Source organism: Pseudoalteromonas shioyasakiensis, assembly GCF_024518675.1.
In the GTDB taxonomy this organism is placed as follows: Bacteria; Pseudomonadota; Gammaproteobacteria; order Enterobacterales; family Alteromonadaceae; genus Pseudoalteromonas; species Pseudoalteromonas shioyasakiensis_B.
Map to the genome: position 1 here is coordinate 1,212,031 of NZ_JANIGL010000001.1, position 23,262 is coordinate 1,235,292.

Here is a 23,262-nt window from a genome sequence, read left to right on the forward strand (position 1 = left end):
TTATCCTATTTGGTCATATTGCAAATGTTGCTGTGCTAATAATACTGCACCTCGCAATGAGTCGCCCAACCTAGGGGTAATCAATTGCTGCATTTGCTGATTTAGTAGCGCTATCGTAACATCAGCAAGTCCACCTGTTAACATAACGGGTAACCTACTGTCTGCGCGTGTTTTTTCAATTAAATGCTCCACTTGTAGAGCATGTTTTTGGAGTAACTGTTGGGCGACTTCGCATTCATTTTTTAATGCAAAAATAAGGTAAGTAAAGCGCGCATAATCAATCGCTTTAGCTGCATGTAACCACGCCCCCAGTTGCGCCCGCTGTGTGCCAATTAGCTCACTAATTTGACAAGTTATTTTACTTTGTGGAGCACCAAAACAGTCTATATCGTTAAGCAGTGCCTGCACTGCAGTTAAACCTAAATGGGCACCGCCGCCAAAATCATCTGCCATAAATCCCCAGCCACCTATTAGCTGAGTATCTCCGTTTGCAGTTAACCGGGCTCCAACAGCACCTGTGCCTAGCGCAACCATAGCAACAGGTTTGCCTTCATTGGCACCATATAAAGAACTTATGGCATCACTGTATATGTGTAATTGAGCAAATTTAATGTCACAACCCAGTTCAAGGGCTGCACTTAAGCGCTGCGCCAGATCTTTTGAACCACCGCCAGCAACCCCCATAACAGCAAGAACTTCAGATAAATCAGCGCCACTTTGTTCAAGTAAGTTGTGTATCACAGTTTCAATGTTACTCAGTGCCGCTTGAAAATTATTACTTAGTGATGCCTCTTCACCTCGAGCTTGAAATGTAGCTCCACTGCTTAAATGAACGATTTGTGCATTAATTTTAGTACCGCCGCCATCAAGAGCGAGTAAATAATTTATTTTATTCATTCGTTAATTGCCCTAATTTTGGCTTACCTAAACAACACACGATTGTCGCAAGTGCAGTACCTATACAAAGCTGCCAAGTAAAACCCAAATAAAAACGCTGCTCTTGGGGTAGTAACCAATCAATCATGTATGGCTGCATGAATAAAGTAACTAAAAAGCCAATAACCAATGCTGCTAGTACTGAACCTTCACTACCACGCTTGGTAAACAAAGTAGTAAAATACACACCTAATAAGCCACTATACGAAAACACCATGACACTGAGGGCAAACTTTAACAGCGGCATATCTGAATACTGCTGCCAAAAATAGCAAAGGATAGCCATAACAGCTAAAGAAAGGCTCACCAATGCCATTCCCACACGTCCCGCCTTTACAAAGTGGCTATCAGCAACTGATTTGTTTTTGGCTTCTATATAAGGTCGGTATAAGTCTTGTACGATAACTGAAGACATTGAACTTAAGCCGGAATTTAGTGTAGATATGGCAGCAGCAATAATCCCGACGCTCACAAGTCCTTTTACCCCTGCTGGGGCTTCATTGAGCACGTAATACATAAAAATAGTGATTTTTTCACCATTAAATTCTTGTACTACTTGGCCACTTTCACTGTTCATTAGTAATGGTTGTTGGTAAACCACGTAAAGTAATAAGCCAATAAAGATAAACACCAGCATTACCGGAATAACCATCACGATTGAGAGCACTAATGCTTTGCTGCCTTCTTTTTCACTTTTACAGGTCAATAAACGTTGTGTCATATCTTGATCAAGGCCAAATGCAGCAATATTTAATAACACAAACCCAGTTAATACTGATGCCATATTGAACACACCACTTGGGCCAAAATCGAGATCAAATTTAAAAATAGCGAGTTTAGAGTCAGCACCTGGAGCGGGCTCATTTAAGGCTGCCATAATGGTCGAAAAGTCTGCGGGGATTAATAACAATAAACACCAAATAACCGCGATTGCGGCACTTACATAGACAACACTTTGCAGCACATCTGAATAAATGACGCTTCGAATGCCACCAAACACGGTGTACAGTAAGCCAGCTAGAGCCAACAACAAGGTCGCAATAATGACGCTTTGTGCCTCAATATTGCCATATAAAATCATGGCTACGGCAATCGCAGCCATGTATAAACGTGCGCCACTGGCGAATACTCGACCAAATAAATACATTAACCCGCTGCGACGTTTGGCTTTAGGGCCGATACGTTTTTCCAGCAGCTCATATACGGTGTACACTTTTTGTTGGTAGAACTTAGGAATTAAAAATACAGAAACAATAAATGCAGCAATGAACGCACCAATATTGGTTGCTAAATAAGAGAGATCCCCTTGATAGCCTTGATCTGGACCACCAATGAAGGTGGCTGCTGATTGCGATGTAGCCAGCACAGAAATCGCCACCATCCAGGTCGGCATACTATTTCCACCCAAAAAGAAGTCTTGGCTTGAATTGGCGCGCTTGCGATTAAACCACCAACCACTTAGCAATAAAATTGCACCGTAACTTGCAAATACGAGCCAATCTAACAAGGTGTATTGTGCACTCATTTATTATCCCAACGAAAACCAACCAATGGAATATATTATTCCATTAAATAAAATAAAAGCAAATGATTTTATTATTTCATTTGCCAAAGTTAAGTGCTTAAAACACTACTTAATACTAGGTAACTTCCACGCGGTTTGCTTTTGCGTGTACTGCTGCTTTGGTAAGCTCACCAATAGCGGTGCATTATTTTTATCTAACCATGCTAACAAGCTATCCATATTTTGCTCAGTCATGGCGGTGCAACCAGCGGTTGGTTTATCTTGAGCTCGCCATAAGTGCATAAAAATACAGCTGCCAGCACCATCGATGTTTTTACTATTATGTTTTACAACGATGCCTTTTTTATACAAGTTGTCTTGGCTATAAATATCACGACGCATCCATTCAGATGAACCTTTCACGGCGGCATCACCTACTACAGACTTATCGACGAGTTGGTTATAAAATGGCGAGCCTTTTACGTCAATACAGTAATCGTTTGCCGTCATACCTTGATATGTCATATTGGTTTGTAATGAATCTAAATAACCAAACGCTGTGCCTAGCTCAAATACGCCAGCAGGTGCCTTACCGTCCCCTTCACGCTTTTGTTCACCGCTTTGTGTTGGATGTAAACCTATTCCCCAAGCAAGGCCTGTACGACCTAATACAACAGAATAATCGTCACCAACTTGTTGCCACTCATTACCGTTTCGCTCAAAGCGATATAGTTGAGCTTGCGTGGTTTGCCAGTCATCAGCAACCACTACAACTAATTGCTTTGTTTGCGACGGAATAACGGTATCAGTGGCTGCGACTTGTTGTTGCGCACAACCTAAGGTGCTAGTTAATATTATTGCTGAGCTTGTTATTTTTATATAGTTTTTCATAGTGGCCAGATCCCATTTGTTATATGTTGTAAGCCATTTATATCTGTAATCCCTAACCCTGGCGCATCTCCTAGGGTGATTTCAGGCCCTTTGAATTCAACACCACCTTGCACTGGGTCGTATTGACCGAGTGCCGGGCCATCTAGATCTATTTTAGTTATTTGCTGCGCTTTTGCTGATGCTAAATGGGCGGCTCCGGCAACAGCAATACTCCCCTCAAGCATACAACCTATCATACATTGCGCTTGATACTGTGCTGTAATATTTGCAATTTCAATAGCGCGACTAAGGCCGCCGGTTTTCATAACTTTTATATTGATAATATCAACGGCATTATGCTCAAGCAGTTGAATTACCTGCTGTGGCGAAAATGCACTTTCGTCAGCCATTATGGGCGTATTTACACGCTCAGTTATGTATTTTAACCCTTTAAAATCATCACTTTTAACGGGTTGCTCAACCAGCTCCAGTTGTACGTTTTTACTTTCTAGTTGCTGTAATGCAAATACCGTTTGTTTAGCTGACCAGCCTTGGTTCACGTCTAGTCTGATTTGTGTTTGTTGACCAAAGCTCTGATAGATAGCATTAATTCGAGCAATATCTTGCTGTAAGTCGTTGCCTATTTTTACTTTTAAAATGTCAAAACCTTGCTGCACTGCAAGTTCGCAATCGGCAAGCATTTTATCAATCCCATCGACACTAATGGTGATATCTGTTCTGAGCGCTTTACTACCACCACCCAGTAACTTATACAACGGCGCTTGATACAACTTACCCCACAGATCATACACCGCAAGCTCTAAAGCCGCTTTTGCACTATTGTTACCCACCACTGTCGATTGAATAATATGACAAACTTGATTAAGGTTTGCTATTTCCATATCAATCAATTTTGGCGCAATAAATTGATTAATAACGCTTATCATCCCTTGATGAGTATCGCCGGTGATAACAGGGGTTGCGGCTGCACTACCGTAGCCAAGTTGACCGCAATCAGTCTCAATAAGCACCACTAAATCTTCGATAAAACTAACTTCTCGTAATGCCGTTTTAAAAGGGGTCACTAATGGCACTTTGAGTTTAGCAAAGCGTATCGCTTTAATTTTCATATCGACTCCTAACGTATACGCTTAATATTATAAACACGGTCTAAGTAGCTCACCTTTTCTGATAAACGTAACGGAAGTAATGGAGTCACAGATACCCCATTAAGTGATCCCGAATAAAAACGGCCATCGGGCTTGTTGTAACCTAACCCTTTAACATCATGGATCACGTATGGCTGACCATCTTGCTCACCTAAGTACATCATTACGTGGCCTGGAATATAAATTAGGTCGCCAATTTTCATTTGCTTAGTAACGGCCAGCTTTTGTTGCTCTGAGCTGTTTTTGTCAAAGCGGCTATTTTCACCGTATTCACCGCTACCTTGCTGCCCTGAATTACGCGGCATTAATAAACCAAAACTTTTATAAATTTCACCAACAAACCCAGTGCAATCACGGCCATTGTAATCATGACCCCAGCCATAGCGCTCACCTAAAAACTTAAAACCTTGTTTAATTAAGTTAGCTTCTGTGTAAGGTAGATAACCCAAATTTACATCAGCTGCTTTGCTGATCATCGCGGGTTTAATCTCTAGTAAACCCTGCTTATTTCGCGTAGGTAATTGCACAATATGACTGGCATAGGTATTTTGACCATTTAATAAATGCGGCACCTCATTTGCTGCCATTAAAGGTAAGCGCACTCCCATATCGAGCTGTACTTCTGAGCGAGAATCACCATTAGGAACATACGCAGTGCTTACCTTTGCACCAGTGACTAATAAAAAGTCGTCTTGGTTTTTGTACTCTCGAATCGTATTCGCATCAGCAAAAGCAATATCTTCAGCTGGTGTCCATGCTAAGTAATTATAAGCACGAACTAATAACCACTTTTTATCGGTACTCTGATGAAGAACCGCGACACTTTCTCCAGGAAACATACCGCTTTCTTGAAAACGATCCAAGTCTTTATCTAAGCCACTATTTAACACCCGATCCCAGGTTGGAAAAGTACGTAAAGCAGTGCGTTTTACGACAACGCCAAAACGTACGTTATTAGTGTTTTTTACAGCGTTTAGATTTAAATTATCAGTATATTTGGCAAAGTGTTTTGCTGTTAATTGACGGCCATCGGTATAAAAACGCGGACTTTTAGGCACTGCACTCGCTGTTAAAATAGCCGCTTCTAAATCGTCTTTATTAAGTGTTTTTTGATAATCAAGCGGGTCTACAATGTAGTCGTTATCGCGAATAAGCTTTTGGTTAAATGCTTGGATTTGCTCGGGCTGCATTAACACTTTGGCTGATATGTTTTGGTTAAGCCAATGCTGTGCACTCAGCTGTGACTGAGTCACACCAATCACATCAGATTGCCAACTTTGAGCCTGAACAGGGATACAAAGCGCACAACTCAGTGCAATTGAAATGGCTATTATAGAACGACGCATAAACATTCCTTATGGATAATTCGATGATAGTTGAGTGTTACTTTCACTCAGTAATTTTGTAAATGCATACTCTAAATTAGCCTGCATTTGTTTACCAACTAAAGGCAAATTAGCTTCATCAGCGCCCGCTAACGCATTTTGTGCACTGATTGTGAATTCTCGTCCACCTTGGTAATTTGCTAAGCACACGTGAGCAAGCATGACGGTCTCTGTCGCTGAGCGAGTTTCGCTTGGGCCCCAGCCTATTTTTTGCCATACTCGCCATTGTCCTTGGGTAAGCTCATCAAGCACTTCACTTGCAGTTCGAGTGTCATCAGGAGCTAATGAACGCGCAAGTGCATTGGTAATAATCTGGCTGATACCTAACATCATACCGCCAACGTTGCTGTTTTCGTCACTATGACCAACACCATTAAACAGCACCTGTATATCAGCCTGCTGTAAGTGCGGCATTTGTGTAGTGACTTCACGGTCATGGCTTGCCAAGCGCTTTAACCATTCAGCTTGCGCAAGTGTTGTCATTGCTTTATTCCCAGTTAAACCACACTTATCACAACGATATGGTAAGTAAGCAGGATCATCTTGATTATTTACATAATGATCTATTTGCTTACGGTACTTCGAGTTAATTTTATCTTGCCAAAAGTCATCACTGGGTTGATAAACTTCGCTTGCATAAGCACCGTTAAATAATAACCTATCATCAGTTAAATTTAGCCAATCTTCAAATAAAGCAGTCAAGTAACCTCTACCAGCAACATTGATAAAATAACTAGCAATTGCGTTCGAATTCCCATCAGCTTTACCGAATGCTTCATAGCTATTAATGCTGGTAATTAAATCCGCGAGCGGTGTATCTCCGGCATAAATGTGGGTACCTAGTTGTGGAGATTCACTGCGCACTTTAGCCACTGCACCTGTAAACGCCTGTACTTTGGATGAACTCCAAGGCTCATATAAGTCCGTTTGCGTTCCATTACTTAAATAACGATAAGCTAATTCGTTGCCATTCTTTTTATAATCGATAATTAACAACTTACCTTGCGAGGCAGGTATAGAAAAATAATCCCAATCAGCTGCAATTCGGTTAGGCCAACCACGTTGTTGATAATTTACTTGATTAGCAGTTTTATGTTCATGAAATTTAGCTCCGTCTGCTTTAGGCTCACACTCAAAAGGCTCAAGCTGCTTAGGCAATAAAGGCTCAGCCATCATGACTTTATTGAAGAAGTCTTGATCAGTCATATTTTTATCGCCCACTAAACTTTGCTCACTGCCAAAGTGGCAGCCAACCAATAAGCTAGTAAGACTAATTACTAATAAAACTGAAACACCGTTCATCAGACAAAATTCCCATTAGTTGTTATTTTTGGAATATTTTATTAAATTTAACACAAATTCACAGGGAAGCAAATTCATCCACTTGGCTGATTTTAACTATTTGGCATTTCTTGCATCCAAATTACTTAGGTGATCGTTTATGAAGTAGGTTCATATAAGGATTGTCAAAATGAATAAACTACTTTTACTCACTAGCTGTATTTTTTGCCACCAGCATGCACTAGCAAATATTGAGAAAATAACAGTGTATGGCCACCGTACAGGGCTTATCGGAGAATCTATAAGCGCATCAAGTGGGATAATTGGCCAAGGTGAAATTGAAGATAGACCCATGCTACGTAGTACTGAAATGCTTGAGCTTATACCCGGTATGGCAGTCACACAGCACAGTGGTTCAGGAAAGGCCAATCAGTATTTCATACGTGGCTTTAATTTAGACCATGGTACTGATTTTGCCACTCATATTGATGGCATGCCAATTAATATGCGCAGCCATGGACATGGTCAAGGCTATACTGATTTAAACTTTATCATTCCAGAAACTATCGCAACGGTAAGCTATAAAAAAGGCAGTTATGCTGCATCTCAAGGGGATTTTTCTGCAGCAGGAAGTGCGTACTTTAATTTAGCCGATAACCCCAAACACCAGCAACTCGACTTTACACTAGGTGAAAATAATTATCTCAGAGCAGTCGCTCTTGGCCATACAAATGTAGGCAACGGCAACTTAATAGCAGCAGCCGAATGGCAAGGTTATGATGGCCCTTGGCAAGATATAGATGAAGATGTAAATAAGAAAAACGCCCTACTTCGCTACGCGGGCAACCTTGCAAATGGAAGTTTATCAATCACTGCAATGGCGTATGACAATCAATGGAACTCCGCAGATCAAATCCCCCAGCGTGCTGTTGATCAAGGCATTATCTCAGAACTGGGCTCACTCGATAAAACACTGGGTGGCAGCTCAAGCCGCTATAGTTTATCCACTAACTGGCAAGGTCAAAACCTCTCAGCTAATGCATATATAATTGATTATGATCTCAGCTTATATTCAAACTTTTCATATTTTTTAAATGATCCATTGAATGGTGATCAGTTCAAGCAACGTGATAGTCGCACTATTTCTGGCGCCGCAGTGAGTTATCAGTTTGCTCAACAAATCAGTCAAATACCTGTTGCTCACACGGTTGGTGTGGACCTTCGTAATGATAATATCGATAAGGTGGGTTTATATAATACTCAAGCAAGAGAGCGACTATCAACCGTTAGAGAAGATGATATAAGCGAAACGAGCTACTCAGCCTATTGGCAAAGTATGTTTAGTTTAACAGAGCGTTTAGAGGCCACAGTAGGTGTACGCTATGACTACTTTGACGCCCAGGTAAATAGCGATAATACTTTTAATTCTGGTGATGCAGATGACGACTTAGTCAGCTTAAAAGCAAGCCTAAACTATTTATTTACAGATAATGTAGCAGGCTACTTAAATTGGGGGCAAGGGTTTCATTCGAACGATGCTCGCGGCGCAACTATCAATCAGGATCCAGTAAACTTAGAGCCAACCGATAAGGTCGACTTACTGGTAAAAAGTGAAGGCGGTGAACTGGGTGTTCGTTACTTTGACGAGAAACACTTTAACCTTTCGGCGGCATTATGGTGGTTGAGCTTAGATTCTGAATTATTATTTGTAGGAGATGCAGGCAACACCGAAGCAAGTGATGCCTCTAAACGCTATGGTATTGAGCTAAGTGCATATTATTGGTTAAACGAAACACTGAGTATTGATGCAGAAGCCTCCTTCACCCATTCAAGGTTAGATATCAGCGGCAATAATGATCGTGTTGAGGGAGCCGTCCCAGTCGTGGCCAGTAGCGGAATAAACTGGCACTTAAGTGAGCAGTGGCAAAGCTCTATTCGTGTTCGCTACATTGGTAAACGTATGCTAAATGATGATGGCAGTAAGCGCTCTGAGCCACTAACAGTCGTAAATGGCCTAGTAAGCTATCAGCAAACCCATTGGAAGGTTGGCTTAGAGCTATTAAACATGTTTGATAGCACAGATCATGACATTGATTATTATTATGCCTCTCGTTTAGCAGGTGAACCAAGTGAAGGCATTGAAGATAATCACTTTCACCCTATTGAGCCACGTACCATTAGACTGAACCTAAGTTTCTTATTCTAAAGCAACCACAAAAACCATAAATTTCAGGCATAAAAAAACCGACTTGTGTCGGTTTGTTTCTATTAACTTAAATAGTAATAGAAAGTGGTGGGCGCAGGACGTATCTTCAAAGAGTGAACCTCTGACCGCTCGGTTGGTGGCTTCAACTTTAAAAAGCGCGGGATAAACCCGAGTCTACAGCAAATTTCAGGCATAAAAAAACCGACTTGTGTCGGTTACTTCTTTCTATAACTACCTTATATCATATAGAAAGTGGTGGGCGCAGGAGGATTCGAACCTCCGACCGCCTGGTTCGTAGCCAGGTACTCTATCCAGCTGAGCTATGCGCCCACATTCTATTTTTGATTTTAAGGTCTTATCTGACTTTTACACTTATTTAAGGCATAAAAAAACCGACTTGTGTCGGTTGTTTTCTATTAGCTTAAATAGTAATAGAAAGTGGTGGGCGCAGGAGGATTCGAACCTCCGACCGCCTGGTTCGTAGCCAGGTACTCTATCCAGCTGAGCTATGCGCCCACATTCTATTTCGATTTTAAGGTCTTGTCTGACAAACTAGTCTGCTATAACTAGCTTTACTTATTTATACTCTAAATAAGAGTCAAAAGTGGTGGGCGCAGGAGGATTCGAACCTCCGACCGCCTGGTTCGTAGCCAGGTACTCTATCCAGCTGAGCTATGCGCCCACTTTTTGATTTCTTAGTTATACTCTAAGCAGAGTTTGTAAAGAGTGGTGGGCGCAGGAGGATTCGAACCTCCGACCGCCTGGTTCGTAGCCAGGTACTCTATCCAGCTGAGCTATGCGCCCATTCTTTACATTACAAGATACCATTTATAAAAATAAATGGCGGAGAAGGAGGGATTCGAACCCTCGATAGAGCTACAAACCCTATACTCCCTTAGCAGGGGAGCGCCTTCGGCCACTCGGCCACCTCTCCGTCTTGTGGGGCGTATAATAAAGATTTCAGAAAATATGTCAAACACTTTTCTTGTTAAAAGTGGCTGTTCGGTTAGAGAATACACATTAGTGTAAAAAAAGTGCATTTTAAGCGTGAAGATTAAGCAGTTTAAGTTTCTTTAAGGTCTGTATCAACCCCCAGCAAAGGCACGAGCTCATCACCTAGTTGCTCTAAATACTGATCTTGATAACCGAGCTGTTGAAACTCAGCAATACAGCTACGGTAATAATCTTGCCGCTTTTGTTCATCTGTAAGGTCATCAGCGGGATGTAACTGGGATTGTTTCTTATTCTTCATATCTAAATCCATTTATATACGAAATACTTTAGGTTTGTTTTTTCAAATATAACACATACTTTTAACTGTATTCAGATTGAAAATTGTAGTCAAAATTTAAAATTTCGCATATTTTATTGAATGCTGACTTTATCACTCCCTTATTTATAGCTATCAGTAAGTTAAAACACTCTGATGTTACTTTTTGACTATTTTATGGATTATTCTGCGAAATCACTTACCGGTTTTGCAGAGATATCGCACACAAAAACGCCGCAATAAAGCGGCGTTTTTATTCACAACAATAGTATCAGTCAGCTTGCGGACGCATATGCGGGAACAAGATAACATCTTTGATTGTTGATGAATCGGTAAACAGCATAACTAAACGGTCAATACCAATCCCCTCACCTGCCGTTGGTGGTAAACCATACTCAAGTGCGCGAATGTAATCTTCGTCGTAATGCATTGCTTCATCATCACCGGCGTCTTTCTCTTCAACTTGACGCGTGAAACGCTCTGCTTGGTCTTGCGCATCGTTAAGCTCAGAAAAGCCATTTGCAAGCTCACGCCCGCCAACAAAGAACTCAAAACGATCAGTAACAAATGGGTTTTCATCGTTACGACGAGCAAGAGGAGATACTTCCCACGGGTAACCTGTGATAAATGTAGGTTGGATGAGCATGTGCTCAGCCGTTTCTTCAAATATTTCACACAGGAATTTACCAGGACCCCAAACACAGTTTTCAGGAATTTTAACATGTACTTGTTTAGCGTACGCTTTTAATTCTTCAAAGTGATTTTCTGGGTCGTTAAATACCGCAGCATCAAACTCAGGGTTATACTTTAAAATAGCATCTGCCATGCTTAAACGAGTAAACGGTTGACCAAAGTCGTACTCTACTGAGTCAATCACTTCACCGTTTTCATCTTTCGTTGTATTAACAACAATTGGGCTGCCAAGTACGTTTGTTGCCACTGTACGTAACATGTCTTCGGTGATATTCATTAAATCAATGTAATCAGCGTACGCTTGGTAGAATTCAATCATAGTGAATTCAGGATTGTGGCGCGTTGATAACCCTTCGTTACGGAAGTTACGGTTAATTTCAAATACGCGGTCAAAACCACCTACCACTAAGCGCTTTAAGTAAAGCTCAGGTGCAATACGTAAGTACATATCGATATCAAGTGCGTTGTGGTGAGTTACAAATGGACGCGCAGTCGCACCGCCAGGTATAACCTGTAGCATTGGTGTTTCTACTTCCATAAAATCACGCTCGGCTAAGAAACGACGGATACCTTCAACCACTTGTGAACGAATGCGGAACGTTTCACGGGTCGCTTCATTAGTGATTAAATCAACATAACGCTGACGATACTTGGTTTCTTGATCCGATAGACCGTGGAACTTTTCAGGTAATGGACGTAATGACTTAGTCAGTAGTTCATATTCTGTCATTTCTACATATAAATCGCCTTTACCTGATTTATTCAACGCACCTTTCACACCGATGATGTCACCGATATCTAATTGGCCGTATTTTTCTTTCAGGTCTTTTTGTACATCTTTAGATGCATAGGCTTGTACACGGCCTTTCATATCTTGAATAGCAAGGAAAGGACCACGCTTAGCTAGAATACGCCCAGCAATTGATACAACGTGCTGAAGCTCTACTAATTCTTCTTTCGATTTATCACCAAACTCAGCCTGCAAATCTGCCGTGTAATGCTCACGACGGAATTGGTTTGGATGACCGTTGGCTGGGCAATTTTCGCGAATAGCGTCTAATTTGCCACGACGCTCAGCGATTAACTTATTTTCGTCTTGGATTTGATCAGTCATTTTTTAGCTCTTTTTTAGCTTGGTGGTTATAGGCCAGATTTTAGGCTGGCTTCAATAAATTTATCTAGGTTTCCGTCAAGTACCGATTGGGTATTACGGTTTTCTACGCCAGTGCGCAAGTCTTTAATACGGGCATCATCAAGTACGTATGAACGAATTTGACTTCCCCAACCTATATCAGATTTGGCATCTTCTTGGCTTTGTTTTTCAGCATTTTGCTGTTGCAGTTCAAGCTCAAACAACTTGGCTTTTAACTGCTTCATCGCTTGCGCTTTATTTTTATGCTGTGAGCGCTCATTTTGACACTGCACAACCGTATTTGTTGGCACGTGGGTAATACGTACCGCCGATTCAGTGGTATTTACGTGCTGACCACCTGCGCCTGATGCACGGTATACGTCAATTCGTAAATCAGACGGGTTAATATCAATTTCAATATTATCGTCTATCTCTGGATATACGAATGCTGAAGCGAAAGATGTGTGACGACGACCACTTGAATCAAATGGGCTTTTACGTACTAAGCGATGCACGCCAGTTTCTGTGCGCAACCAACCATAAGCGTATTCGCCAACAAAGCGCACGGTTGCACCTTTAATACCGGCCACATCACCGTCAGTTGCTTCTACTAGCTCAACTTTAAAGCCTTTTGCTTCACCCCAGCGTAAATACATACGTAATAGCATGTTACACCAGTCTTGCGCTTCGGTGCCGCCTGAGCCTGACTGTAAATCCAAGTAAGCATCGTTTGAATCGTGTGCGCCTGAGAACATACGACGGAACTCTAAACCTTCAAGCTGCTCATTTAAGTCATCCAGCTCGCTTTGCGCCTCGTTAAAAGTCTCTTCGTCTTCTGCTTCTATAGCAAGTTCAAGTAAACCTTCAACATCATCTGCACCAGCAACTAGGTTATCAATCGTTTCAACGACGGCCTCAAGAGCTGATTTTTCACGGCCCAGTGCTTGTGCACGTTCTGGCTCATTCCATACCGCTGAGTCTTCTAGTTCGGCGTTAACTTCTTCTAAGCGCTCTTGTTTATGAGCGTAGTCAAAGGTACCCCCGAAGCAGCTCAGTACGTTCGCGAATTTCCTTGATTTGATTAATCACAGGATTCACTTCAAACATCTACGTTACTCCAAAATGGCTAATTTACACGGCAAATTGCCCTATAAATTTCTTTAAATAATAAAAACGCCCGATTTTAACAAAAAACCGCGCGTTTTATTAGTTTTTTATACGCACTAAGGCGATATTTTTTAACTGCTCTTTTGTAATTCACGCACAATTAATTGTAGCGTAAATTTACCTCTAAACTCATTAATATCCAGTTGATACGCAACCTTCACAAAGCTGACTTCTGTATCGGGCCAGGCCTTTACGTCAATACCAAAAGCAATCGCATCAACCAAGCGACCAGATTGGTGTTTAAGCACCAGTTTTAAATGTTTTTCACCAACAATACGTTGCTGCACAAGCTCAAAAGTGTGCTCAAACACAGGCTCAGGGAATTGCTGCCCCCAAGGCCCCGCTTGTTTAATTAACTGCGCAAACTCCATGCTAAAGCACTCACTTGGAAGCTCACCGTCGGTCAAAATAATGCATTGTTTATGCTCTTCACTTAATTGTGCAGTAACTGCCTGCTCAAAAGCTTGTTTAAACTCACTAAAGTGTTGCTCGTTAATACTCAACCCCGCAGCCATGGCATGGCCGCCAAATTTACTAATTAAGTGCGGGTGTAAGGTATTCAAACGCTCGAGTAGGTCACGCATATGCAGCCCTTCAATCGAGCGGCAAGAGCCCTTGATTTCGCCATTATCACCACCAGCAAATATAACGGTGGGTCTGTGATATTTTTCTTTTAAGCGGCCCGCTAAAATACCAATCACACCTTGATGCCAATCTTGCTGATATAAACAAATCGCATCAGGTACGCTAGTACTATCAAACGCTAACCTATCAAGTACCGCCTGTGCTTCAGTTTGCATGCCTTGTTCTATTTCGCGGCGCTCGTGATTTAAGCTATCAAGCTCACTGGCGATGCGCCTTGCTTGGTTTAAATCTGCTGATAGCAAACAGGCTATGCCTAAACTCATATCATCTAAACGTCCAGCGGCGTTTAAGCGTGGTGCTAAAGAAAAACCAAAATCACTGGCACTTAAGCGTGCGGCATTACGATTTGCAACTTCAATTAATGCGGTGATCCCTGGGCGGGTATTACCACTACGAATTCGTGCTAAGCCCTGATGAACCAAAGTGCGATTATTAGTATCCAATGCCACCACATCCGCTACTGTACCAAGTGCAACGATATCAAGTAACTCTGCTAAATTGGGAGCTTGCTGCGCAATAAAGTGGCCTAAATCACGTAAGGCACTTCTCAGTGCAATCAGTAAATAAAACGCGACCCCAACACCTGCAATTGATTTAGATGGAAATTCACAGTCATGTCGATTTGGGTTAACGATAGCGTCAGCATTGGGTAGTTGCTCACCTTGCAAGTGGTGGTCGGTAACCAATACTTTAATACCTGCGGCTTTAACAATCTCGATACCCGCAACGCAAGATATACCATTATCTACGGTGATCACTAAATCTGGCGCTATTGTGACTATTTGCTCAGCAAGCGCAGGGCTCAACCCATAGCCTAAGCTAAACCTATCTGGAATGAGATAATCTAAATGGGTAAAACCAAACATGGTCAAGCCATGCATTAACGTCGCCGTACTGGTTGCACCATCAGCATCAAAGTCGCCCACAATGAGTATTTTACTTTGCTTTTGCAATGCATCTATCAATAACTCAGTGGCTTTATCTATGTCTTTAAACAATCTAAAATCATGCAATGTAGCAGCACTGTTGTTAAGTTCATCGGCATGGGCTACTTGGCGAGTGGCGTAAATTTGCTTAATTACAGGGTGTAAATTACTAGGTAGGTGTGAGTCATCAACACATTGTCGAGCTTGAATTATTTTTTTCATGCAGCTGGTGATACTTTTAAGTTAGGAGTACTAACAAAAAAAGGCCTATAACGGCCTTTTTAATATGTTTTATTCAATTATGAAGACTTATTAGCTTCTAAGGCCGCAGCAAGTGCTGCTGCCGGCTGATAACCTGGGATCATAGTACCATCTTCTAAAATGATAGCCGGTGTACCGCTAATACCAAAGCTTTGCCCTAGTTGATAATGCTCAGCAATGGGTGCCGCACAGCCTTGCACAACTTTTGTATCAGCACCGGCTTTTGCTTCTGTTAGTGCTTCTTGCTGGTCTTTAGCACACCACACGTTCATTAAATCGGCATAACCTGAACCTTGTAAACCGCCACGTGGGAATGCTAAATATTTAACTGTAATACCCGCTTCGAGTAAGTCATCAAGCTCACGGTGTAATTTACGGCAATAACCACAGCTGATATCAGTGAAAACCGTAATGCTGTGTTTTTCATTTGGCGCTTTGTAAACAATCATTGAGTTTTCGTATTCTGATAGACCCTCTTTACGAACACCGTTAAGAGCCTGCTCTGTTAAATTACTACGATTATTTAGGTCAATTAAAGTGCCCTGCATTAAATATTGGCCATCAGCACTTGCGTACAATACACCTTTATCAGTAATTAACTCTTTCAACCCAGCAACTGGGCTGGGGTTGATGTGTTTTACGGTTACACCTAGCTCAGCAAACTTTGTAACTATTGGGTCATTGGCATCAGGTACAGCTAATACACCATTTGCAAACGCACTTAAACTGGTGCCTAACATTGCACCGGCTAATACTAACTTTTTCATATTGTTCTCTTAATTCCTGATAGTTCGTCTTTACTATGACCGCTAATGCACTAAAAAATTTCACTAAGCACGCGGGTGATGTTGTTGATGTACTGATTTCAAGCGTTCATTAGCAACATGGGTATAAATTTGTGTTGTTGATAAATCGCTATGCCCCAGCATCATTTGCACAACCCTAAGGTCTGCACCATGATTAAGTAAATGCGTTGCAAAGGCATGTCGCAGCGTGTGCGGTGATAAAGGCGATTCAACCGATGCCAAAATAGCATAGTGTTTAATACGATGCCAAAAAGTTTGTCGTGTCATGCCCACGCCACGCTTAGATGGGAACACAAAGTCGGTGGCATGCTTAATCATTTGCCCACGCCCACCTTTTAAAAACAGCTCAAGCCAATACATGGCTTCTTCGCCAAGTGGCACCAAACGCTCTTTATTACCTTTACCTTTAACAAACACAACAGACTGGCGCATGTTTATTTGCTCCATGCGTAAGCCCACCAATTCACTTACTCGCAGTCCAGTGGCATAAAGCAGTTCTAACATGGCTTTATCACGTAGTCCCATAGGTTCTTCAACATTAGGCGCTGCAAGTAATGCTTCTACTTCATTTTCAGACAGTGTTTTAGGCAGTGACTGACCCGCTTTGGGCTGAGCAATATTCACCATGGGTGATTCGCTTAAATATTTTTCGCGTACTAAGTACTGATAAAAACGTTTTAACGCACTAATGCTGCGCGCCGTGCTACGGGGCTTTAGGCCTAAATCAACACGGTGTGCTAAATAACTTTCAATATCTGACCCTGATACTGTGAGTAAATCTTGCCCTTGTAAAAATAAACAAAACTTATCTAAGTCACTGCGGTATGCCGATAGCGTATTATCACTAACATGCTGCTCAAGATAAAGGTTATCTAAAAACGACTCAAGATAGTCGCTATTGTTGATAAGCTCGTCTTGATGTTCTGTAAGTGGGCTTAATGATTCATTTTTTGCAAACTTAGTCACAGTTGTTCCATTTTAATCAAGGTATCAATTAATCATACCTTACGGTAAACTTGAGCCTATCATATCAGGCAAACACACAGTGATAAATACGATGCAAATTGGTTTATTTTATGGCTCAACGACATGCTATACCGAAATAGCAGCAGAAAAAATCCGCGATATTATTGGGCAAGACATTGTCAGTTTACATAACATCAAAGATGAGCCACTAAAAAATGCAGAGAATTACGATTTTATCATCTTTGGTATTTCAACGTGGGATTTTGGTGAATTACAAGAAGATTGGGAATCAATCTGGGATGACATTAAAGATGTAAACCTAACGGGCAAAACCATAGCCTTATTTGGTATGGGTGACCAACAAGGTTACGGCCAATGGTTTCAAGACGCATTAGGTATGTTACATGATGAAATTAGCAGCCAAGAGTTTACTCAATTAGGCTTATGGCCTAACGATGCTAGCTACGAATTTGAAGCATCAAAAGCACTCACCACGGATGGCAAACATTTTGTCGGCCTTGCTCTTGACGAAGACAGTCAATACGAGCAAAGCGATGAGCGAATAGCCAATTGGGTTGAGCAAATCATGAACGAGTACAGTGAAACTTTATAACCACTACCCAGTTAGACTAAGGCGCTCTTTTAACCTCATGCGCCCTAGTAACTGCAGTACACGCAAAGACATAAACCAATAACTGAATTCATCGACACTATGCCTAAGTTTACTTTTATAAATGCCGACATGGTTAGTTTTTCAAACAATAAAGTCGACCCTTTAACTGTTGTCGGTAAGCAAAGCTGTGATAGAAATGGCCATGTATTTTATATTCCCACAACTATGACCGCTTTTATTGAAAGTGGAAAATTAGCAAAAGATTTATTTAATTTAACCAAATTAAGTATCGCAAAGTACGATGATCAAACACGCTCAACCTTACCCATTCTAATAAAACATCATGGTTCTCTTTGTGAAATAGAAGGGCTTACAGTAAAGCGGCAGTTTAAAGTAATCAATTACAGCAGCGCCGAAATAGATAAATCAAAAGCAGATTTAGTACTTAATCAACTACTAAAACAAAAAAATTTAGAACACATTAAGCTTGATGAAATTCATCAGCTGCATTTATAAAAATCACATTTTTAAATAAAAATCCTTACATAGAGCAATATAGTCTTTGCTGTAACCCCCCTCACCATTATGAATAATTAAATTTTGTTGTTGATAGGCAACCTCTTGATAGCCAAAACACATTAAGCTGCGCGTAGCAGGCTTAGTCTTTTTAGTTTGCACTAAACAATGATTTTGTAAATAAAGCCCTTGCGCAGTAGCTTCTGCTATAAATACTTGAGCTTCGCTACTTGGTAAAATTAAGTTAAACAGTGCAGCATCATGCGTTAATCGTTTAAATGCACTAATTAACTGCGCAAAACTCAAGCCATCAGTATGGCGCGCCGCGTTTCGTGCGGCATCATCCCCTTTTAAACTATTATTAAAATAAGGCGGATTACTGATCACTACATCAAATGGCGTCTCGGTTGCAAATTCTTGGATACTTTGATGATAAAGTGCAATATCGGGCCACGGGCTTTGTTCAATATTCTGCTTTGCTTGATGATATGCAGACCCATCAATTTCAACAGCTGTCATAGCTACGCTGGGAGTTCGCTGCTTACACATTAGTGCCAATAATCCTGTGCCTGTGCCTATATCTAGCGCGCTTTGGCCATTAGCTAGCTTTGCCCATGCCCCCAATAAAATGCCATCAGTCGACACCTTCATTGCACATAGATCATGCTCGACTTTAAATTGTTTAAACGCAAAACCAGACATTTTTTCACCTTTTCATTCACCAACTGCAGTATAGCGCGTATAATTAGCGCTAATTGTCCTCTATTTTTGACACTCTATGCAATTTTCTGATTTTGATATCGATAACAAGTTACTAAATGCCGTTGCTAAAATGGGCTATGAAAGCCCTACTAGCATCCAGCAACAAGCTATTCCTGAAGCTCTACAAGGGCGCGACATTTTAGCATCAGCCCCTACAGGGACAGGTAAAACCGCTGCATTTTTAATTCCAGCAATTCAATATTTACTGGATTTCCCGCGTCGCGAGCCGGGCTTTGCGCGGGTGTTAATTATGACCCCGACCCGTGAACTTGCGTATCAAATTCATGAGCAGTGTGAATTACTTGCCAAGCAAACCCATTTAAAAATTGGTGTGGTTACAGGCGGTATTAATTACGGCACTCATAAAGAAATTTTTGAAAAAAATAACGATATCTTAATCGCCACCCCTGGGCGATTAATGGAATACTTAGAAACTGAAAACTTTCATGCCGAAAATGTCGAAATGCTTATTTTAGACGAAGCAGACCGCATGCTTGATATGGGCTTTCGTAAAGAAATGCTGCGCATTTGTGATGAAGCTAAAAACCGTCGTCAGTGTTTTCTATTTTCAGCAACTCTTGAAGGCGATAGCGTTGAGCAATTCGCAGAGCGTATTTTAAACGATCCGGCACTGCTTGAAGCGGAGTCGTCACGTAAAGAAAAAGCCAAAATTCATCAGTGGGTGCATTTAGCTGATGACTACCATCACAAGCTTGAGCTATTAGTTAATACCTTAAATGGCCCAGATGTCAGCAAAGCAATTGTGTTTGTTAAGACCCGTGAACGTCTCGAAACCCTCATTGGTGAACTCACCAACAACGGTGTAAAAGCCGCGTGGTTACGTGGCGAAATGCCACAAGACAAACGCATGAAAGCTATGGAAAACTTCCACAGTGGCCGTACCAAAATTTTGGTTGCAACAGATGTGGCTGCCCGCGGTATTGATGTAGCTGACATTAGCCATGTCATTAACTTTGATATGCCACGTACCGCCGATGTATACGTACATAGAATTGGTCGTACTGGTCGCGCTGGCAAAAAAGGCATCGCGATTTCATTGGTTGAAGCGCACGATGTAGCAATTTTAGCTAAGGTTGAACGCTACACTGAGCAAAAACTTAAACGCCGAGTGATTAAAGGTATAGAGCCTCAACATAAAGAAGCAAAAATGCCAGTCAAAAAAGTAAAAGATCCGGCTAAAATTAAAGCCCGTAAAAAGGCAAAAGCAAAGAAAAAGAAATAACTTCTAAATAACGTAAAGCCGAGTCTCAATGAGCCTCGGCTTTTGTTTATTCTGCTATTTACTGACAAGCACCTAGGTTTTGCCATACAGCCCAGGCATATGAATTTTCAGCCGGATTGGCGCCTTGTGTCCACCACTTAGCACTGTAGCGAATACCATTGTATGACACTTCAGTACCTTTAGTGTAAACCGAGGCCGCACTCCAAGGGCTCAGATCATGACAACCTGAAGGTGGGGTGTTGTCATCTGCTACAGTAACTGTTTTTGTTAAACTATGATTGAGCCCTTGCGCATCACTTACCGTTAATTTTACTTGGTATGAACCCGCCGCTTGATAAGTGTGACTAGGTGTTTTTGTGTTTGCTGCACTGCCATCACCAAAATTCCAATTATAGGCTGTCACCGCCACATCATCTGTTGATGCGTTATTAAAATTCACAGCCAAGCCATTAATGCTAAAATCAAAATTTGCTTTTGGCGCTTGATTTACAGTACCGCCACCCGTTTCACAGTTACCTTGTCGTGACCACACATTTGAATACACCACAGGACTTGCGCCTGTTGACCACCAAGTTGCTTTATATTTAACTTGGTTATATTCAACTAGATCACCCACACGGTATGATTTACTCGCATCCCATGACGCAATCCCTTCACACTCACCGCCAATCACTGAAGAAACTTTAACGACTTGACTACGCTGACTGGTTTGCCCTGCCGTATCGGTGACTTCTAAAGTAACCGAATAATCACCATCTGCTGCATAAGTGTGAGTCGGATTTTCAGCCGTCGCTGAGTTACCATCGCCAAAACGCCAATAATAACTGCTGATCCCTTTATCATCCGTTGAAGAGTTCGTAAATGTCACTTGTTTATTACTTACTACAGCACTAAAACTTGCTATAGGGGCATTATCGACTCCGCTGCCACCACCACATTCTGACTGCGCCAAGTAATCATAGGCGTCTTTAGCTTTTACAATACCAAAACCATAGGAGGTGTCTCGACCTGGTGCACCACGGTCTTGCGCAGTGGCATTGAGTGCATCTCGAATCTGTTGATTAGAACATTGTGGAAAATGGCTCCACACTAAAGCTGCCACACCTGATACATGGGGCGTAGCCATAGATGTGCCACTGATACTTTTATAGCTGCCATTATTCCACGTTGAATTTGTGCCTACGCCTGGCGCTGCAATTTCAACCTGTGCATTGTATTGCGAAAACGATGCTTTAGTTCCATTGCGGTCAACGGCTGCAACCGAAACCACTTCATCATAGGATGCTGGGTAGCTTAACGCGCTATTTGCATCATTACCCGCAGCCGCAATATGCAACATACCTTGAGCATAACTGTTTGCAAAAGCTTGGCGCTCAGCATGTGACGATTGTGGCCCACCTAAACTCATACTGGTCACGCTCGCCCCTGCCGACTGACATTGGCCGATAGCTGCAACGAGATCTGAGCCATAAGCCCACCGACCTTGATCATTAAACACTTTAACTATGTGTAGACCTAATTGCCCTGACGAAATAACCCCAATAACACCTTGGCCATTGCCACCTAAAGCTGCAATTGTGCCTGCAACATGGGTGCCGTGACCATTGCCATCGTTATACCAATTCCCCGTGTTATTGGCCCCGTAACCATCACTTCCTGTAATGCCTGTATTAGGCAAGTCTGGGTGACTAAGGGTATAACCTGTATCCATAATACACACTTTTTGATTACCAGTAAGCGTATCAGAGAGCTGCTGAGCCTGAACCATAGTAATGCCATAAGGTGTACTTTCAGCCATTAAGTAACGCTTAGGATCCACTTCAATAGTCGTCACTTCAGAGCTTTGTAATAACCGTTGTTTTTGTTCTGCTGTTAGCATAACGGCCATAGCATTTACTTCAGGTAAAGGTTGAATAACATCAACATTTACCTGTGTGGCAATGTTATTCATTAAACTACGTTTCATATCATTAGCTTGCACTTGACTTCGGGCAAACGTCGTATGCACTGCGGTTGCTTGCTCAGATAAATGCACTATAAAACGCTCAGCTTCAACCTGCTCGGCCATTGCAGAGCCTGCGGCTGATAATAAAATAGCACTTGTTAGTGCGGTTATTTTAAATCTCGGGGTGTTTGACACGCTCATTTTATATTCCTTGGATGTAAAAGTTTCACGCTATGAATTTACAATTAATTCACAACCCTTTTATAGAAACACGCAAAGACAACGCTGTCAACTTCATTGGTACAAAAATACTCTCAAGCCTATTAAACTTAGTTATTTTGCTGATAAAAGTTTAAGGTCCAGGAAATACGTTTGTGTATGTCATAGAACAAATTCGCGGTGTTGAGCAAAACACAATGTAAATAAAGTGTTTCAACTTTTAACCACCAAACCCATCGCTCTTTGAAACAAAGAGTTTTTTACTTATTCGAATGTAAAAAATACCCGAGTTACATTTTATTTTTACAGGATAAAAATAAATACCCAATATTTTCATGTAGTTAATTATTGGAATGGTATTTGTAACTAGGAATATATCTTTAATTGAGCAAGCTTGAGGGAAATCATGAATCGCTTTAAATTAACAGTATCACTTATATCGCTTTGTTGTGTTTTTTTACTTGCCTGTGCAACGCAAGTCAGTGCAGCGCCAAGCAGTATTATGGTCAGTAGCGCTTCAACCCAACCCAATTTACAACAACTTGCCGTTAAAAAGTTGTATAACAACCCAAATTTAAACTTATCAGCACTTAATGTAATCGTTACCGATAATAAAATTAAGTTGCAGGGTATCGCGAGCAATGGCTTTGAACGTGCGCTTGCGCAAAAATTTTTAGAAAACACTCAAGGAATTGAGATAATCGAAAATAAAATGAAAATTGCAGGTGAAGATTAAAGCTTTATTGA

19 protein-coding genes and 5 tRNA genes are annotated in these 23,262 nt (G+C 41.4%); 5 read left to right on the forward strand and 19 right to left on the reverse strand.

The features are described 5' to 3' along the window. The 6 genes from NQT69_RS05290 to NQT69_RS05315 form a co-directional block, all read right to left on the reverse strand. Positions 1-897: a BadF/BadG/BcrA/BcrD ATPase family protein gene (locus NQT69_RS05290; RefSeq protein WP_256826628.1), complete on the reverse strand. Its 897-nt coding sequence runs from the start codon at positions 895-897 to the stop codon at positions 1-3. Beyond that, the gene (locus tag NQT69_RS05295) at positions 890-2,461 is read right to left on the reverse strand and encodes a sodium:solute symporter (RefSeq protein ID WP_256826629.1); all 1,572 of its coding nucleotides are present in this window, start codon (positions 2,459-2,461) and stop codon (positions 890-892) included. The genes NQT69_RS05290 and NQT69_RS05295 overlap by 8 nt, the downstream gene beginning before the upstream one ends. A 105-nt stretch (positions 2,462-2,566) precedes the next feature. Further along, complete coding sequence (locus NQT69_RS05300; RefSeq protein WP_256826630.1) at positions 2,567-3,331, reverse strand: L,D-transpeptidase family protein; 765 nt, start codon at positions 3,329-3,331, stop codon at positions 2,567-2,569. Continuing rightward, on the reverse strand, positions 3,328-4,440 hold the full coding sequence (locus tag NQT69_RS05305) for a dipeptide epimerase (RefSeq protein ID WP_256826631.1): 1,113 nt from the start codon (positions 4,438-4,440) through the stop codon (positions 3,328-3,330). Before NQT69_RS05305 ends, NQT69_RS05300 begins: the two co-directional genes overlap by 4 nt. A gap of 8 nt (positions 4,441-4,448) precedes the next feature. Beyond that, positions 4,449-5,825 carry an NlpC/P60 family protein gene (locus NQT69_RS05310; protein WP_256826632.1) on the reverse strand — a complete coding sequence of 459 codons (1,377 nt, stop codon included), beginning with the start codon at positions 5,823-5,825 and terminating at the stop codon, positions 4,449-4,451. Positions 5,826-5,834: 9 nt separating this feature from the next. Next, complete coding sequence (locus NQT69_RS05315) at positions 5,835-7,166, reverse strand: hypothetical protein (RefSeq protein ID WP_256826633.1); 1,332 nt, start codon at positions 7,164-7,166, stop codon at positions 5,835-5,837. A 169-nt stretch (positions 7,167-7,335) separates the two neighbouring features. Between NQT69_RS05315 and NQT69_RS05320 the strand changes: the two genes are divergently transcribed. Beyond that, the gene (locus NQT69_RS05320; RefSeq protein ID WP_256826634.1) at positions 7,336-9,351 is read left to right on the forward strand and encodes a TonB-dependent receptor; all 2,016 of its coding nucleotides are present in this window, start codon (positions 7,336-7,338) and stop codon (positions 9,349-9,351) included. Between the two features lie 253 nt (positions 9,352-9,604). Here the strand turns inward: NQT69_RS05320 and NQT69_RS05325 are convergent. From NQT69_RS05325 to xerD, 11 genes are all read right to left on the reverse strand, one after another. Beyond that, positions 9,605-9,681: transfer RNA gene (locus NQT69_RS05325), tRNA-Arg, on the reverse strand. Positions 9,682-9,790: 109 nt separating this feature from the next. Then, a tRNA-Arg gene (locus tag NQT69_RS05330) sits at positions 9,791-9,867 on the reverse strand. Between the two features lie 89 nt (positions 9,868-9,956). Continuing rightward, a tRNA-Arg gene (locus tag NQT69_RS05335) sits at positions 9,957-10,033 on the reverse strand. A 45-nt stretch (positions 10,034-10,078) separates the two neighbouring features. Continuing rightward, positions 10,079-10,155 (reverse strand) — tRNA-Arg (locus tag NQT69_RS05340). A 37-nt stretch (positions 10,156-10,192) separates the two neighbouring features. Then, positions 10,193-10,285: transfer RNA gene (locus NQT69_RS05345), tRNA-Ser, on the reverse strand. 129 nt (positions 10,286-10,414) lie between these two features. Then, positions 10,415-10,603: a hypothetical protein gene (locus NQT69_RS05350; RefSeq protein WP_256826635.1), complete on the reverse strand. Its 189-nt coding sequence runs from the start codon at positions 10,601-10,603 to the stop codon at positions 10,415-10,417. Between the two features lie 289 nt (positions 10,604-10,892). Then, entirely contained in the window at positions 10,893-12,428 is a 1,536-nt protein-coding gene (gene lysS, locus NQT69_RS05355; protein ID WP_256826636.1) for a lysine--tRNA ligase, read from the reverse strand. Positions 12,429-12,454: 26 nt separating this feature from the next. After that, a protein-coding gene (prfB, locus tag NQT69_RS05360; RefSeq protein ID WP_099294852.1) for a peptide chain release factor 2 occupies positions 12,455-13,553 on the reverse strand; the annotation gives its coding sequence in 2 pieces (ribosomal slippage) (positions 12,455-13,477 and positions 13,479-13,553; 1,098 coding nt in all). Between the two features lie 131 nt (positions 13,554-13,684). After that, positions 13,685-15,406 (reverse strand): single-stranded-DNA-specific exonuclease RecJ, encoded by a 1,722-nt coding sequence (recJ, locus tag NQT69_RS05365; RefSeq protein ID WP_256826637.1) that lies wholly within the window; start codon positions 15,404-15,406, stop codon positions 13,685-13,687. Positions 15,407-15,483: 77 nt separating this feature from the next. Continuing rightward, positions 15,484-16,212: a bifunctional protein-disulfide isomerase/oxidoreductase DsbC gene (gene dsbC / locus NQT69_RS05370; protein WP_256826638.1), complete on the reverse strand. Its 729-nt coding sequence runs from the start codon at positions 16,210-16,212 to the stop codon at positions 15,484-15,486. A 63-nt stretch (positions 16,213-16,275) separates the two neighbouring features. Further along, the gene (gene xerD, locus NQT69_RS05375; RefSeq protein ID WP_256826746.1) at positions 16,276-17,157 is read right to left on the reverse strand and encodes a site-specific tyrosine recombinase XerD; all 882 of its coding nucleotides are present in this window, start codon (positions 17,155-17,157) and stop codon (positions 16,276-16,278) included. Positions 17,158-17,308: 151 nt separating this feature from the next. Between xerD and fldB the strand changes: the two genes are divergently transcribed. Next, positions 17,309-17,830: a flavodoxin FldB gene (gene fldB / locus NQT69_RS05380; RefSeq protein WP_256826747.1), complete on the forward strand. Its 522-nt coding sequence runs from the start codon at positions 17,309-17,311 to the stop codon at positions 17,828-17,830. Between the two features lie 99 nt (positions 17,831-17,929). Continuing rightward, a complete protein-coding gene (locus NQT69_RS05385; protein WP_256826639.1) occupies positions 17,930-18,346 on the forward strand; it encodes a hypothetical protein in 417 nt (138 codons plus the stop codon). A gap of 3 nt (positions 18,347-18,349) precedes the next feature. Here the strand turns inward: NQT69_RS05385 and NQT69_RS05390 are convergent, their stop codons facing one another. Further along, the gene (locus tag NQT69_RS05390) at positions 18,350-19,048 is read right to left on the reverse strand and encodes a tRNA1(Val) (adenine(37)-N6)-methyltransferase (protein WP_256826640.1); all 699 of its coding nucleotides are present in this window, start codon (positions 19,046-19,048) and stop codon (positions 18,350-18,352) included. 76 nt (positions 19,049-19,124) lie between these two features. On the opposite strand from NQT69_RS05390, the gene srmB reads away from it, so the two are divergent. Further along, a complete protein-coding gene (srmB, locus tag NQT69_RS05395) occupies positions 19,125-20,351 on the forward strand; it encodes an ATP-dependent RNA helicase SrmB (protein WP_256826641.1) in 1,227 nt (408 codons plus the stop codon). 58 nt (positions 20,352-20,409) lie between these two features. Here srmB and NQT69_RS05400 read toward each other — a convergent pair whose 3' ends face one another. Then, the gene (locus NQT69_RS05400; protein WP_256826642.1) at positions 20,410-22,497 is read right to left on the reverse strand and encodes a S8 family serine peptidase; all 2,088 of its coding nucleotides are present in this window, start codon (positions 22,495-22,497) and stop codon (positions 20,410-20,412) included. A 424-nt stretch (positions 22,498-22,921) separates the two neighbouring features. Here NQT69_RS05400 and NQT69_RS05405 point away from each other — a divergent pair, with 424 nt between their 5' ends. After that, the gene (locus NQT69_RS05405; protein ID WP_256826643.1) at positions 22,922-23,251 is read left to right on the forward strand and encodes a BON domain-containing protein; all 330 of its coding nucleotides are present in this window, start codon (positions 22,922-22,924) and stop codon (positions 23,249-23,251) included. Positions 23,252-23,262: the final 11 nt, after the last annotated feature.